The 15,578-nt window shown below is 59.5% G+C and carries 8 protein-coding genes; 5 read left to right on the top strand and 3 right to left on the bottom strand.

Translation table 11 applies throughout. The features are described 5' to 3' along the window. Positions 1-3 precede the first annotated feature (3 nt). Both ACQQ2Q_RS10615 and ACQQ2Q_RS10610 read right to left on the bottom strand, forming a co-directional pair. On the bottom strand, positions 4-1,089 hold the full coding sequence (locus ACQQ2Q_RS10615; RefSeq protein WP_428187035.1) for a DUF2865 domain-containing protein: 1,086 nt from the start codon (positions 1,087-1,089) through the stop codon (positions 4-6). A 127-nt stretch (positions 1,090-1,216) separates the two neighbouring features. Further along, positions 1,217-3,529 (bottom strand): NADP-dependent malic enzyme, encoded by a 2,313-nt coding sequence (locus tag ACQQ2Q_RS10610; protein WP_428187034.1) that lies wholly within the window; start codon positions 3,527-3,529, stop codon positions 1,217-1,219. 249 nt (positions 3,530-3,778) lie between these two features. Here ACQQ2Q_RS10610 and ACQQ2Q_RS10605 point away from each other — a divergent pair, with 249 nt between their 5' ends. The 5 genes from ACQQ2Q_RS10605 (at position 3,779) to ACQQ2Q_RS10585 (ending at position 8,842) form a co-directional block, all read left to right on the top strand. After that, positions 3,779-4,627: a UDP-2,3-diacylglucosamine diphosphatase gene (locus tag ACQQ2Q_RS10605; RefSeq protein WP_428187033.1), complete on the top strand. Its 849-nt coding sequence runs from the start codon at positions 3,779-3,781 to the stop codon at positions 4,625-4,627. A 213-nt stretch (positions 4,628-4,840) separates the two neighbouring features. Beyond that, positions 4,841-5,992 (top strand): MlaE family ABC transporter permease, encoded by a 1,152-nt coding sequence (locus ACQQ2Q_RS10600; protein WP_428187032.1) that lies wholly within the window; start codon positions 4,841-4,843, stop codon positions 5,990-5,992. Between the two features lie 8 nt (positions 5,993-6,000). Continuing rightward, positions 6,001-6,840 carry an ABC transporter ATP-binding protein gene (locus tag ACQQ2Q_RS10595; protein WP_428187031.1) on the top strand — a complete coding sequence of 280 codons (840 nt, stop codon included), beginning with the start codon at positions 6,001-6,003 and terminating at the stop codon, positions 6,838-6,840. Further along, positions 6,824-8,194, top strand: a complete 1,371-nt coding sequence (locus ACQQ2Q_RS10590; RefSeq protein ID WP_428187030.1) for an MlaD family protein — start codon at positions 6,824-6,826, stop codon at positions 8,192-8,194. Before ACQQ2Q_RS10595 ends, ACQQ2Q_RS10590 begins: the two co-directional genes overlap by 17 nt. A gap of 84 nt (positions 8,195-8,278) precedes the next feature. Then, positions 8,279-8,842: an ABC-type transport auxiliary lipoprotein family protein gene (locus tag ACQQ2Q_RS10585; RefSeq protein ID WP_428187494.1), complete on the top strand. Its 564-nt coding sequence runs from the start codon at positions 8,279-8,281 to the stop codon at positions 8,840-8,842. A gap of 343 nt (positions 8,843-9,185) precedes the next feature. Here the strand turns inward: ACQQ2Q_RS10585 and ACQQ2Q_RS10580 are convergent, their stop codons facing one another. After that, positions 9,186-15,404: a hypothetical protein gene (locus ACQQ2Q_RS10580; RefSeq protein ID WP_428187029.1), complete on the bottom strand. Its 6,219-nt coding sequence runs from the start codon at positions 15,402-15,404 to the stop codon at positions 9,186-9,188. Positions 15,405-15,578: the final 174 nt, after the last annotated feature.

The raw sequence follows: 15,578 nt of genomic DNA, 5'->3' as shown, positions 1-15,578 counted from the left end.
GCCTTATTGTACGGGTTGCGCGCCTGACAGTGCCGGGTGCTTCAGGTCGATGCTGCTTGTTTCCTTGGGAAGGAAAACCGGGCCGACCTGCCTTACGGTGCTGGTGCTCGGATCATAGGGGCGCTCCATCGGATCGATGGTGATTTTCTCAGGCGCGATTTTGTCAGGCATGGTCTTGATCGGGGTAATGGCGGAATAAGCCGCAGCGGTGCTCTGCTGACGGTTGGCGTAGCTCAGCGCCTTTTGATGGAAGGCTGTCAGGTTGCAGCCGCAGGCCTTGTCGTCACCGGTCTTGCGGTGGAGATAGGCAAAGGCGCTCGGAAGGTCGCGATAGGGCCGCCCGGTGGACGCTGAGACCATATCCGCGCTCTCCTGGCTCAGCAGGGAGTGATAGTAGAGCTCAGTCTGGGTGCCGGGGCACATATTATCGCAAAGTCCGGCATCGCGTCCGAACATGGCCGGCGTCGCGTTGGACGATATCGGAAAAAAGGCACCGTCGCAGGTGCGCACGCACATGGTTCTAAGTGTTCCGCCCTGACCCTGCAGGCTGGCACGCCACCCGTCGATTGCGTAAGAGTTGCGCATGGCGTCGTCCGGTATCCGCAACGTTCCTGCCGGCGACGAGGCCTGCTCGTCCGCCAAAGGCTGTTCTATCTCATGTCCGGGGAGCGCGTTGCAGCCGTTCTCATCCAAGGCCTTCAGCAGGCGGGCACGCAGGGAGTTGGGAATGGCGCGTCCCTCCTTCAGGCTGTCGCGCTTTTCCTCCAGAATCTGTCGGTTCTGCTGCATGCGTTCCAGTGAGGACGTCAACGTATCGCAAGAGGAATTGCCGTTTGGGCCGAAGGTGACAATGCTGGAGTTGTCGCAATGCAGGCGGCGAATATCCTGCTTTGTCTTGCGGATTTCGAATTTCTGCCGGGCAATTGCGCTGGAATAGCTTCGGATCTCGGCATTGTCGGCGCTTACTGTCTGTGGTGCCGATACCAGTCGATCCCGCAGCCTGTCACAGACCACTGTCGCGTTGGCGGCAGCAGGCAGCGCCACCAATGTGGCAATCATCAACAGCAGGGTGTCACGACCTACAATCACGTGGCTTTCCCGTTTGGCCCTATGCGTCATGCATTGTTGCAGACATCATAAGACTTTGCCGTGTTCTCGCCAACCGCCCAGCGCATTTTACGTTAACGACGGTTGGTCAGAGCGTGAAGGACGATCCTCAGTCGGGCTGAGAGGCTTCGACCACGGCAAGTGCTGCCATATTGACCACGCCGCGCGATGTGACTGATGGCGACAGGATGTGGGCCGGCATTGCAGCACCCAGCAGGATTGGGCCGACATGCAGGCCTTCCATCATGGTCTTCATCAGGCCGAGCGCGATATTGGCGGCATCCAGGTTCGGGAAAACCAGCAGATTGGCCTCGTCGGTCAGTGAACTGTTTGGCATGACGCGGCTGCGCAGAAGCTCGGAGATCGCCGAGTCGCCATGCATTTCACCGTCTGCTTCCAGTTCGGGTGCGACGTTGCGGATAATGCCCAGGGCTGCGCGCATCTTGCGGGCGCTTTCGGAATCGCGCGAGCCGAAGTTGGAATGCGAGAGAAGCGCGGCGCGCGGCGTGATGCCGAAGCGACGGATTTCGTTGGCGGCCATCACCGTCATCTCCGCCACTTCCTCCGCACTCGGATTGTATGTGACATAGGTGTCCGTGAAGAAGGTCGCGCCGCGTGAGGAGATCAGCAGGCTGAGGCCGGAGAAATCTATAATGCCGGGCTTCTTGCCGATGATCTGACGCACATCGCGCAGATGGCGATCGTAGCGACCTTCTACGCCGCAGATCATCGCATCTGCTTCGCCACGCTTGACCGACAATGCGCCAATGACCGTCGAATTGGTACGCACGATTGTGCGGGCTGCCTCAGGCGTTACACCCTGACGGCCGACCAGTGCGAAATAATCGTCGACATATTCGCGGAAACGCGGATCGCCTTCCGGGTTGACGACCGGGAAATCGACATCCGGGCGGATGCGCAGGCCGAAACGCTTGAGGCGCGTTTCGATGATCTGCGGACGCCCGATCAGGATCGGTTGAGCTGTGTTTTCTTCCAGCAGAACCTGCGCGGCGCGCAGCACGCGCTCGTCTTCACCTTCGGCAAAGATCACGCGCTTGCGGGTGGCAACCTTGGCGCTGGCAAAGATCGGCTTCATGATGAAGCCGGAGCGGAAGACAAAGCGGTTCAGCTGATCGAGATAGCTGTCGTAATCTTCGATCGGCCGCAGTGCCACGCCGGAATCGGCTGCGGCCTTGGCGACAGCCGGCGAAATGCGCAGGATCAGGCGCGGGTCAAAGGGCGAGGGGATCAGGTAGTTGGGACCAAACACCGGTGTCTCGCCGGTATAGGCGCGGGCGGCAACTTCGGAGACTTCCTCGCGGGCAAGGGCTGCGATGGCACGTACGGCGGCCATCTTCATCTCTTCGTTGATCGTGGTCGCGCCGCAATCGAGTGCACCCCTGAAAATATAGGGGAAGCACAGAACGTTGTTGACCTGATTGGGGAAGTCGGAACGCCCTGTGCAGATCATGGCATCGGGTCGTGCCTCGCGCGCCAGATCCGGCATGATTTCCGGGTTAGGGTTGGCAAGCGCCATGATCAGCGGTTTGTCTGCCATGCGGGCCAGCAGTTCGGGCTTCAAGACACCGGCTGCAGACAGGCCAAGAAAGACGTCGGCGCCGTCGATGGTCTCGGAGAGCTGGCGCTTGTCGCTTTCCTGCGCATAGACAGACTTCCATGGATCCATCAGCACTTCGCGGCCAACATAGACAAGGCCTTCGATATCATGGACCCAGATATTTTCGCGCCTGACGCCCAGCAGCACCAGCAGGTTGAGGCAGGCAAGGGCCGCGGCGCCGGCGCCAGAGGCGACGATCTTGGCGTCCTCGATATTCTTGCCGGCCAGTTCCAGCGCATTCAACACGCCGGCAGCGACGATGATTGCGGTGCCGTGCTGGTCGTCGTGGAAGACCGGGATATTCATCTTGGCGCGCAATTGCTGCTCGACCTCGAAACATTCAGGTGCCTTGATGTCCTCAAGGTTGATGCCGCCGAAAGTGGGCTCGAGCGCGGCCACGGTGTTGACCATTTCGTCGACCTGGACGGCGTCGATCTCGATATCGAAAACGTCGATGCCGGCAAATTTCTTGAACAGGACGGCCTTGCCTTCCATCACCGGCTTTGATGCCAGCGGGCCGATATTGCCAAGGCCCAGAACGGCCGAGCCGTTCGAAATGACGGCGACGAGATTGCCGCGCGCGGTGTAGTCGGCCGCGGTTTCAGGGTTGTCGCGGATTGCAAGGCACGGGGCCGCGACACCGGGTGAATAGGCAAGAGCCAGATCGCGCTGGTTTCCGAGCGGCTTTGACGCCTGGATCTCAAGCTTACCAGGGCGCGGATAGCGGTGATAGAAGAGTGCCTGCGCGTCCAGATCACCCGTTTCGGGACCGGATTGCTGCTTGGATGTGTCTTTCGAGGTCATTCTGTCACCGAGATCTTGTCTATTGCCTTGTCACTGTCACTCCATACACCAATTGGGCGGAATGGCGAGTATTGGATTACAGCCAAGTGTGTTGCCGAAACGTGTATTCGTTCGGTTTCAGGGCTGTTTTCCACCGGAATCGGCTCACTGGAGCCTGCAACCGCCCTTCAACTGCCGCTTGTCATCTTCCTGATACACGAGTCTGGTTTTCAAAACGCGACATGGACCATCGTTGAGAGGATGACGCCCGTGAGCGCAAACATCGAAACCCGGCACTTCAGAACATTGTTCATATCGGACGTTCATCTTGGCTCCAAAGCCGCCAAAGCCGATTTCCTGTTGGACTTTCTGAGAACCCATGAAGCTGACACGATCATCCTGGTTGGGGACATCATCGATGGCTGGCGCCTGAAGCGCAGCTGGTACTGGCCGCAGAGCTGCAATGATGTGGTGCAGAAGCTGCTGCGCAAGGCCCGAAAAGGTACGCGCATCGTCTATATTCCGGGCAATCACGACGAATTTTTGCGGGCCTTTCCGGGCACCCATTTTGGCGGCATCGAAGTGGCGCACCGGATGATTCACGAGACGGCAGACGGAAAGAAGTATCTGGTCCTGCATGGCGACGAGTTCGACATGGTGGTTCGCAATGCCCGACTGCTCGCTTATCTTGGTGACTGGGCCTACGATATGGCAATTGCGATCAATGTGGTGGTCGCGGCCGTTCGTCGTTATCTGGGCATGCCTTACTGGTCCTTTTCGGCCTGGGCCAAGCAGCAGGTGAAACAGGCGGTGAATTTCATCGGTGAGTTTCAGCGCGTTGTCGCGGAAGAAGCGCGAAAAAATGACGTGGATGGCGTGATCTGCGGCCATATTCACCACGCGGTGATGGAGGATATTGACGGTATCCACTACATCAATACCGGGGATTGGGTTGAAAGTTGCACTGCCGTTGCCGAAAACCAGGACGGCACATTCGAGATGATCAATTGGGGCCATCTGATCGGCGCGGCAAAGCCGATCGCGGCTTTGCCGGCACCGCAATCACAGATGCCGGTCCAGGTCGAGGCCGCCAAAGTGTCCGATATACAGGCCGCCTGATTCCCGTCACCGTCTCGCGGGCACGCGTTACCGGGGCTCTGCGTCAGGTGGCGAGGCGCTATCTGTTGCCGCAGGGTGACTATGGCCTGTGTAAAGACGTTATGCGGATGGAAATGCCGGCGCGGCGAGCTATATTAACGTTTCTGAACTGTATTTCCGATGGCCGATATGTGATGTGTGCGGCCACCATTCATACCGAAGAGACATGTAAGCTTGAAGCCGGTCAATCAGGATAGCGCGAAGATCGAGTGGGCCGGCTCTTCCGAAGGCTCGGCGCGCACGCTCATGTTCAGCGGACCGTGGACCAATGCGTCCCTCGGGCCTGTGATATCCCAGCTAGACAGTGTCACCGGGGAGAATGCCCAAGGTGATGTCGCGCTCGACATTTCCGGTATTTCGACGATGGATATGGCGGGTGCCTGGTTGGTGCGGCGCATCTCCATCGGCTTTGCTCAGCGCGGCCAAAAGGCATCTTTGGCAGGCGGTTCGGACACCATGATCGAGCTGATCGAGGAGTTGCCCGACGAGGTCCCCAAACCCGCGCCAGCGGCTCCGAAGCTGCCGATTTTCGAACGCCTCTTCAGTCCACTCGGCAGGATGACTGTTGATCTCTGGGATGACGTTCTGGCGATGCTCTATGTCATAGGCTCGGCGGTACGTGGAGCCCAGACGAAGATCAATCGCGGCAGCGGCATATCTCCGGCAGCCGTGGTCAACCAGCTTGACCATATGGGCGTCCGCGCTGTTCCCATCATCACGCTGATGTCGTTTCTGATCGGAGCCATCATTGCCCAGCAGGGCGCGTTCCAGCTTCGCTATTTCGGTGCCGAGATCTTCGTGGTCGATCTCGTCGGCATTTTGCAATTGCGCGAAATCGGCGTGTTGCTGACTGCGATCATGATTGCCGGACGGTCCGGTAGCGCCATCACGGCGGAAATCGGCTCGATGAAGATGCGCGAGGAAATCGATGCGCTGAAGGTGATCGGGCTCAATCCGATCGGCGTTCTGGTCTTTCCCCGTCTCGTTGCGCTGACCATTGCGCTGCCGCTGCTGACGATCATTGCCAACTTTGCCGCGCTTTGCGGTGCAGCGGTGGTCTCGAATATCTATTCCGGCATCACCTATTCCGTCTTCCTGTCCCGGCTGCACGAGGCGATCGATTATTCGACGCTGGCATCCGGTATGATCAAGGCGCCCTTCATGGCCCTGATTATCGGCGTGGTTGCAGCAGTTGAGGGAATGAAAGTCGGTGGTAGTGCGGAATCGCTCGGTTTCCACGTCACGTCGTCGGTGGTGAAGTCGATCTTCGTCGTCATTCTTGTGGATGCGCTGTTTGCCATCTTCTATTCGGCTATCGATTTTTGAGGGGCCAGATGGAAGAGCGTGAAAACAGGGCTGAAAAGCGTGACGTGATCTTGTCGGTCAAGGATCTGACAGTCGGTTTCGGCTCCAAGATTGTGCTCGACAATCTCAATCTCGATATCTATCGCGGTGAAATCCTTGGCTTTGTGGGGGCGTCCGGTGCCGGCAAATCTGTTCTGATGCGCACTGTGCTCAGACTGTTGCCGCGGCGATCCGGAACCATCAATATTCTGGGTGCGGATTTCGACACGGTGGACGAGGCGGAGCGTATCCTGCTCGATACGCGTCTCGGTGTGCTCTTCCAGCAGGGCGCATTGTTCTCGTCACTGACCGTGAAGGAAAACATCCAGGTTCCCATGCGCGAATATCGCGATATGCCGAAGTGGTTGATGGATGAGCTGGCCTATCTGAAGCTGGAAATGGTCGGCCTTCATCCCGATGCTGCCGATAAATATCCATCCGAGCTTTCCGGTGGCATGATCAAACGTGCCGCGCTGGCCCGGGCGCTTGCCCTCGATCCCGACCTCGTCTTTCTCGACGAGCCCACCTCTGGCCTCGACCCTATCGGGGCCGCCGAATTTGATGAACTGATCGCGCATTTGCGCGACACGCTGGGACTGACTGTCTATATGGTGACCCACGATCTCGATAGCCTCTTTTCCGTCTGTGACCGCATTGCGGTTCTGGGGGAAAAGCGGGTCTTGGTCGAGGGGACCCTGGACGATATGCTTGCCTGTAAAGATCCGTGGGTCCAATCCTACTTCCGTGGGAAACGGGCACGCACCATCGACAGGAATGAGACCCCGGCGGAAACCGATAAAGTGATGGATGCCCATGGAAACCAAGGCTAACTACGCAATTGTCGGATTTTTCGCGGTCCTTGTGATCGCGGCCGCCTTTGGCTTCGTCTACTGGATGTCCGAATTCGGACGCGGTGGCCCGACGGCGCAGCTTGTCATTCGCATTCCGGGTTCGGCCAACGGCTTGAGCGTTGGCTCGCCGGTGCGTTTTAACGGCATTGCCGTCGGCTCGGTCAAAAGCCTTTACATCGACAAGGACGATCCGAAGTTCACGATTGCCTTCAGTGAGGTTCGTGCCGATGCGCCGGTGACGAAGTCGACCACTGCAGTTCTGGAAATTCAGGGTTTGACCGGCGCTGCCTATGTCGAGTTGTCCGGTGGCAGCGCATCAGAGCCGTCCATCCTTGAAGAGGCAATCCGCAAAGAACAGCCCGCCCAGATTCTTGCCGATCAATCGAGCGTGACCAATCTTCTGGCCACAGCGGACAAGATCCTGAAGCGTGCGGATGATGCGATTGGCAATCTTCAGGGCTTCATCGAGGATTCACGCGGGCCCCTGACAAATACGGTGAAGAATGCCGAGACCTTTTCCAAGGCGCTGGCAGACAATGCCGATGGCATCGACACCTTCCTGAAAAGTGTGAGTGCACTCTCTGATACGGTGACGGGGCTTTCGGGCCGTCTCGATTCAACGCTGACTGCCGTCGAAAATCTCGTTCGCGCGGTCGATGCGGACAAGATCAACAAGGTGATTGCCAATGCGGAGACCGTCAGCCAGCAGGTTGCTGATGCGTCCAAAAAGGTCGGTCCGACGCTGGATGACCTGAAGGACACCATCAATACCTACAAGACCTTCGGCGCCGATGCGACCAAGACGCTCGACAAGTTCGACAAGCTGATGGCCGCAGTCGACAGCCAGAAGATCGGCACGGCCATCGACAATATCACCGTCGCAACCGGCGATGCGCGCGAAGCGCTGTCATCATTCCGCAAGATCGGCGATGACGTCGGTGCGCGCAAGGACGATATCGATCAGGCGATCACCGATTTCACGCAACTGGCCAACAAGCTGAACAACTCGTCGGACAAGGTCGACAGTATCTTGCGCAAGGTGGACGAGTTGCTGGGAACGGATGACACCAAGTCGCTGTCTGCCGAGGCACGCAAGACGCTGGAATCGATCCGCGCGGTGGCCGAGAACATCAATTCCAAGGTCGGGCCGATTGCCGATAATCTCAGCCGCTTCTCCAGCGGCGGGCTTCGCGATATCGAAACTCTGGTCAATGACACGCGCAACACAGTGCGCAACCTCAATGATGCGATCAGCAACTTCGACAATGATCCGCAACGGTTGCTTTTTGGCGGTGATACAGTCAAGCAATATGACGGGCGTACGCGCCGGTAAGGAATGGACATGCGGGACAGCGGACGGATGAACACCATGCGATGCACGGCGCACTTCAAATCGACAGCGAAGACCTTTGCTGCGATGTCTCTGGTGGCTGTGGCGCTTGCCGGCTGCCTGGGCGGCGGGGCGAAGAATGATACTTTCGATCTGTCGGCTGTTTCGAAAGTCGATGTCGCCCGGACTGCGCGCAATCGTCAGCTGCTGATCGCCGATCCGGCAGCACTGAAGGCGCTCGACAGTGAGAATGTTCTGGTGCGGGTCTCGTCTTCCGAAATCCGCTATCTGTCCAATTCGCAATGGAGTGACAAGCTGCCGCGCATGGTTCAGGCAAAGCTCGCCGAAGCCTTTGAGGACACCGGTCGTCTGGGGGGCGTTGGCCGTCCGGGCCAGGGACTTGCCATCGACTATCAACTTGTGACCGAGATCCGCTCGTTCGAGATCGATACCAGTGGCGCCGACCGGGCCAATGTGGAGATCTCCGTGAAACTCCTCAACGACCGCAATGGTTCGGTGAAGGCGCAGGATACCTTCATTGCGACGGTCAATGCCAGGGGCACGCAGAACAGTGCCTATATCCAGGCGCTCGATCAGGCATTCGGCGCTGTAACCGCCGATATCGTTCGCTGGACCCTGACCAAGATCTGACCTCCACTGGCAGCGCTTGGTGCGCCCGCCTGCATGACGCTCGTTCATAGTCGGTGACGATTGTTGGACGTGACCCACCATGTATTTGGTGGAGGTGCGCTATGGCGCGCAATAGTTCCGTCTTCTCGCTATGAAACCGTATCTCAATCCCGATCGCATCGGCTCGGTCTTTTCAAGCACTGCCCACATCACATCCGGATCGAGAAGCATGCGCGGATGGCGGCATCAGGCCATTTTGTCCGGCGATGCGAGCATTCGCAGTCTCAAGTCGTATGTCCGCTGAAACGAAAAAATCCGCCGGAATGACCGGCGGATTTTTTGTTTTCGGTTTGTTGCGTCCGCTTTAGCTGAACCGGCCTGCCGCATGGGCCAGCATGGTGTAGACCTTGCCGGTGTCTGTGGTCAGATAGGCCTGCGTCGCAGTCTTGTCGCGGTCTGTGCGCGCGACGTCGGCGAGCAGCTTTTCGAAGTCGGCGATATAGCGGTCGACAGCGGTGCGGAATTCCGGCTCGCGGTCATACTTGCGCTTGATCTCGTCAAAGGTCTGCTGGCCCTTGAGCGTGTAGAGGCGACGGGTAAAGACGTCGCGCTCACCGCGCTGATAACGGCGCCACAGATCGACCGAGGCATCGTGATCGATGGCGCGGGCGATATCGACGGACAGCGAGTTCAGCGATTCCACAACATGGCGAGGGTTGCGGGTGTCCTGCGGGCGCTGAGCGGCTGGCGCTGCTGCCGGGCGACTTGCGCTGCGGGCAGGGGCTGCCTGCGAGGCACCGTTGTCTTCTTCACGCGAGGCGCCACGCAGCAGGTCGCTGATCCAGCCGCCGCCTTCCTGCCCACCAGATGACGGGGCAGACTGACGTGCGGACTGCTGATCGGCGCCGATGCTGCCACGCATGGCGAAGGGATCGGCTGGCTGGGCCGCACGCTGCGGTGTGGGCTGGGCCTGGGACACCTGAGCCTGCGGTGCCTGACGCGGTGCGGGAGCCGTCGGTTGTGGTGCGGCCGGTGCGGCTGCAGCACGCGGTGCCGACACTTCCATGGGCTGGACCGACCGGCCAACGAGCTGGGAAATGTCCTGCAGGGCGCGGATCTGTTCAGATACGGCGCGACGCATTGCGGCAGCGCTTTCCTTGGCTTCTTCCGGAAGATCGAAGGCACCGCGCTTCAACTCGTCGCGGGTCATGTCGAGTTCCTTGCGGATATCGGCAGCCGAGCGGCGGATTTCTTCCGTGGCACCGCCAAAGCGGCCAAGGGCGTCTTCGACCGCCGAGCGCAGAACTTCGCGCAAGTGAGCGGCAGCGCTGTCGGATTTGCGACCGGCTTCGCCCAGAATGCCATCCACCTCACTGAGAGAGGAGGAGAGGCCGGAGCGTAGACGATCTGCAAGCTCGCCAGAGCGACGTTCTGCTTCGCTGAGTGTCTGCTCGATGGACTTGTTGGCCTCTTGCCCAGCGGACAGAAGCGCATTGCGCATCCCGTCTGCTGTTGCGTTGGCCTTGGTTTCCGTGTCGCTGAGGATACGACCGATATCGGCAAACGACGTCTGCACGCTCTGGCGCAGATTGCCGGCAACCTGACCCGAACGCTGTTCGGCGCGGTCAAAGGCAGCCTCGACCATGTTGCCGAGCATGCGCATGGTGGTTTCGATTTCCTCCGAGCGTGTCACCAGACCAACCGACAGGTCGCGAAGGGTCTGCTGACGCTCGTCGAGGGTGCCTGCAAGGTTCGATTGGGCCGCGCCCAGAAGATCCGATGCCTGGCTCAGCATCTTGGTATGATCGCCAAAGCGGGTGACGATGCCGCCAACCTGCGACAGCGTCTCGTTGGAGATTGCAATCAGCTTGCCGACCTTGTCGTCGACCAGGCGGCTCGACGTCGACAGAACTTCCGACGCACGGGCTGTCGATTCCTCAAACCGGTCTGTGGTGGCGATCAGCTTGCTGTCGACCTGTTCGAGGTTTTCGGCAGCCTTGGCGACAACATCGGAAATCGCGCTGTTGCTGTTGGCCAGGCGCTCGATCAACTGACCGGCGGTGGCAGCAAGGCTGCTTTCGCTGGCGCTGAGCGTGCGCGTTGCAAGCTCGGTGCGCTCCGCGATGGCATCGACGATAGCCGTGCTGTCGGAACGGATACGCTCGGCACCTTCCTGCACGGAGGCAGCGACCCGACCGGCGAAGGTCTCGCTGGCCTTCGTGTAATTCTCCAGAGCAGGCAGAGCCTTCTCGTCGAGAACGCGGTTGAACTCTGCAGAACGGCTCGACAGCATGGAATTGAGTTCGCGGGTGCGCTCGTCGAGCACCGCGCGAATGGACTCGCCACGCGCGGCTAGCGCCTTGTCGATCCCGTCCATCGACGTGCTCATCTCGGCAGCTGTGTTGCTGATGGCCGAGCGGATGGCATTGCCCCGTTCTTCCATCGTCGCACCGGCCTTGGCGAGACTTGCGTCGAGAGCGGCCAGACGCTGGCCGAGCAGGGTGTCGGCTTCCGCGACCTTGGCAATGATCGACTCGCTGGTCTCGGAGAAGCTCTGCGAGACGGCAGCAGCGCGCACGGTAAGGCGTTCCTGGGTCTCGGAAATACGGCTTTCCAGTTCCTGCGAACGTTCGTCGACGGCGCGCGTAAACTCGGCGCTGCGCTCACCGAGCCGGGAGGCAAACTGGTCCCCGGTTTCAGCCAGGTGGCTTGCAGAGCGCGCCGCTTCGTTGTCGATCTGCTGGGCGGCGTCCGATACAGCGGAACGCAGGGCAGCGGCAAGACCCGTGGCCTTTGTTTCGATCGTCTTGTTGACGTTTTCGAGGCCGACATTGAGGGCCCGGTCCATCGTCGACAGACGCTCGTCGATCTGTGCCGTGCGGCCATCGAAGGTCTCGACAACGCGGCCAGCACCGTCATCGATGACCTGGGCCACGCGCGCCGATGCCTCGCCGGTGACGCGCTCAAGATGCGACACCTTCTCGCCAAGCTTGGAGGCAAACTGCTCGCCTGCATCGCCCACCAGACCGGATACACCATCCAGGCCATTCTTGATGCGGTCTTCCAGAGTGTCGAGGCTGGTTTCGATGCGGCTGCCCGTTTCATCGAGGCGCTGCGTCATGCCGCCGATGGACTGTTCGATACGCAGTGAGAAGTCTTCTGCCGAACGGGTCACATTGTCGGCAGCGCCGCTGAGTTCGCCGGAGATCGCACCTGCGGTGCCGCGAAGGCGCTCGTCGAGATTGCGTCCGCTTTCTTCGATTGCCTTGCGCAGTTCTTCTTCGTGACCTTCGAAGGTCAGTTCCAGCATGCCGGCGCTTGCCGCAAGGGTCGCACCCATGGAGGTGCTCTGCTCGTGGAGCGTTGTTTCCAGCTGTTCTGCGGCCTGACGCAGGGATGCGGCAATCGCATCGCCATTGTCCGTCAGGGTGTTGCGAAGGCGATCATGGTTCTCACCGAGCGTTTCGGCAATGCGCGTGTGACCTTCGCCGAGCGTTTCAGTGATGCGCGCGTGACCGTCGCCAAGTGTGCCGGCGATCCGGTCATGCTTTTCATTCAGGGTCTCGGCAATGCGAGAATGGGTGTCGCCAAAGGTCTCTTCCATGCGCGAAAGGCTGGAGGAAAGGGTGGAATCAATCCGCTGTGAACCCTCGCCAAACACGGATTCAACCCGCTCGGCGTTGCTGTTCAAGGTATTGCCCAGGCTGTCGGTGTGTCGCGTCAGACTATCGTCGAGACGCCGCTGATTGTCTTCGAATGCCGCCTGCATCATTTCGGCGCGCAGGTTGAAGGCCGTTTCGATTTGAAGATCGGCATCGGACACAGCGTCCAGCAAAGCAGATGATTTCTTGTCGATGGCTTCCGAGAGATAAAGCTCGGAGGCGGCAATGGAGTCGGTGATCGTCGATGTCCGGGTCGCCAGGCTGTCGTCGATCTTCTGATGACCATCCTCGAAGGCACGGGTGATGGCTTCAGCGCGGCCGTTCAGCGTTTCTGCAATGCGGTTTTCTGCATTTTCAAAGCTGCCCTCGAATGCCGCGACATGGCCGCCAAGGCTGCCGTCGATCTTCTCATGACCTTCTTCGAAGACGCGGTTTATGGCCTGCGTGCGGCTATCGAGCGTTTCGGCAATGCGCTGCTGGGCATTGTCGAATGTGCCAGAGAATTCTGCGGCACGTGAGGCGAGCGTCTCTCCGAGCTTCAGGTGGCCTTCCTCGATTGCCTTGGTGATCGCGTCCGAGCTGGATTCAAGCGTGGAGGAAATCAACATCTCGGCGCCTGCAAGCGAGCCGGCAAGATCGGCTGCACGGGAATCCAGGCTTTCGTCGAGGTTGATCTGACCCTTTTCGAGGGCCTCGGTAATCGCCTGCGTCTTGTTTTCCAGTGTTTCGGTAATCAGGAGTTCGGCGCCTGCAAGCGAACCGGCAAGATCGGCTGCGCGGGAATCGAGGCTTTCGCTCAGGTTGTTTTGACCGAGTTCGAGCGCCTGAGTGATAGCCTTGGTGTTGTTTTCGAGTGTCTCCGAAATCAACATCTCGGCACCGGCAAGCGAACCGGCAAGATCGGCCGCGCGGGAATCGAGGCTTTCGTTGAGGTTGTTATGCCCCTGTTCGAACGCCTGAGTAATCGCCTTGGTCTTGTTTTCGAGTGTTTCGGAAATCAGAAGCTCGGCTCCTGCAATCGAGCCTGCAAGGTCTGCGGCATGATTGTCGAGGCTTTCGTCGAAATGCGTCTGGCTTGCCGCCAGCGCCTCGGTAATTTCGCGGGTGCGGCTGGCAACCGTTTCACCCAGCTGTGAGCCGCGCTCATCGAGCGTGCCGTCGAGGCGCGCGCGCGCTGCTTCCAGCGTTTCGTCGATCTGCTGGACCTTGGCGGCCATGGCGTCAGCGATTTCACGTGCCCGATCGGCCAATGCGCTGTCCACCAGGTCGTGGCTGGTCGCCAAGGTGGTGGCCAGAGCAAACGACTGGTCGTTCAAGGTCGAGCCCAGACGTTCGATGCTGGATGTCAGAATGCCGTCGATTGCATCGGTGCCGCCACCGAGGGATTCGTTGATACGGCTGAGGCTTTCGCTGAGTTTGGCATCGAGTGAACCGGACCGCTGGTCGAAGGCGGAGGCAAATTCGGAGACCCGCTCGTCGAAGACCGTGTTGATCTGGCCGACGGTCGTTTGCATGCGATCTTCGAACAGACCTGTGCGCAGGTCCAGATCGACGATGGCGTCATCCGCGGTCGTCTTCAGGGCATGACGGAAGCTTGCGCCCTTTTCATCGAGGGCGGAGTTCAGGCGGGCCAGAACGTTATCGAGCGAGCCGGTGATCTCTTCTTCACCGGAGGTCAGGCTGTCGGCGATGGCGCGGGTGCGTTCGACCAGCGTATCGTTGAGCTGCTTGGCACGCTCGCTGAGCGCCTCATTCAGTTTTTCAGTATTGGCTTCCAGTGTCGATGCGCGTGTCTCGAATTCGCCAAGCAGTTCCTGGCCACGCTCGGACAGCGTTGAGGACAGGGTCTGAAGCCGGGTGTCGAATTCGCTGGCAAGGGATATGCCCGATGCCGTCAGAGCCTGCACGAGGTTTTCCGTCTTGGACGACAGAAGGCTGCCAAGCGCTGCTGTTGCACTGTTGGACTTGTCCGTGAGGATGGCCGCGCGCGTGTCGATCATCGACGCAAAGGCTTCACCCGATGTTGCAAGCCGCACGGCAACTTCTTCTGTGGCCAGCGACAGGTCTTCCTTGAGTTGTTCGTGCACGCCCACGATGGAAGACCGGATGCGTTCAGCGTGATTGACGATGGCGTCGCGCTCGGAGCCCAGTTCCTGGACCAGGCTGCGCACGCGCAATTCATTGTCGGTATAGCTGCGTTCCAGTGCCGTCACTTCGGAATGGACCAGAGTCTCAAGCTCGGTTGCGCGTGCAATCGTGCGCTCGATGCCTTCGTTCATGGCAGAGACTTCGCGGCGAACCGCCTGACCCACCGTCATGATGCGTTCGGAGGCAACGGTTTCGGGTTCGGCAAGACGAAGCGCGACTTCCGCCATCGAACGCGCAGCACTGCGCAGCTCGTGAGCGCGCGCCATCATGATGGAGAAAGCAAAGAACAGCATGACCGGAATGATCGTGCCGACCAGAATGGCCACGAGACCAGGCATGTCGGCAATATCGGCCACGGAGGAAGCATTCCAGATCGCATTGCCGTAAAGAAGCTGTGCCAGGCCGAAAGCGCCCAAGACCCAGACGAGCGATACGATACCGGCAGTGCGAAGCGCCGAACGCATCGAGCCGTTCTCAAGGGATTTCATGATGGCGGAACTGCTGCGGCGGGAGCGATCATTCGCCGGCTGGAAAGCAGGGGATTTGGGGGCAGGTTCCGACGCGCCGTCTGCGCTGCGACCGGACTTGGTTTGTCGCGCGGCGTTCTGCCTCTGATTATTCGTATCGGACACATTGGCCTCCAGTGCGTCGACTCCGTTACCATTCGAACGCAGTGCAGGCTCTTCGCTTTCCGCGAAGTTACTCCGCAAGGCTTCCTCAAGGGCCTGATAGGCGTTGTCGTCTATCGTTTCGCCTGATTTCTTACTCGCCATCGGATTACGCCTCGATACTGCCTGGACCGCTGGATCCGCACTAGAGCTCAACCGCCGGTGAAAAATATGCCTGCGGGCAAGCCGTCATTGGTATTTCAATTCCGCCGCCGCGCGGAAAAATCTATCCCGTTTTCATACAGCGGCGACATGGCTCCTTTACAGCGTCCGATGCCA

The organism is Agrobacterium sp. ES01 (assembly GCF_050320885.1).
Taxonomy (GTDB): domain Bacteria; phylum Pseudomonadota; class Alphaproteobacteria; order Rhizobiales; family Rhizobiaceae; genus Allorhizobium.
The sequence above is the reverse complement of the archived record's forward strand: the minus strand, read 5'-3'. Positions and strand labels throughout refer to the sequence as shown.

Coding starts and splice junctions, on each gene's coding strand:
- ACQQ2Q_RS10610 (WP_428187034.1), bottom strand. CDS start 3,529: ATGACCTCGAAAGACACATCCAAGCAGCAATCCGGTCCCGAAACGGGT.
- ACQQ2Q_RS10595 (WP_428187031.1), top strand. CDS start 6,001: ATGGAAGAGCGTGAAAACAGGGCTGAAAAGCGTGACGTGATCTTGTCG.
- ACQQ2Q_RS10585 (WP_428187494.1), top strand. CDS start 8,279: ATGTCTCTGGTGGCTGTGGCGCTTGCCGGCTGCCTGGGCGGCGGGGCG.
- ACQQ2Q_RS10590 (WP_428187030.1), top strand. CDS start 6,824: ATGGAAACCAAGGCTAACTACGCAATTGTCGGATTTTTCGCGGTCCTT.
- ACQQ2Q_RS10580 (WP_428187029.1), bottom strand. CDS start 15,404: ATGGCGAGTAAGAAATCAGGCGAAACGATAGACGACAACGCCTATCAG.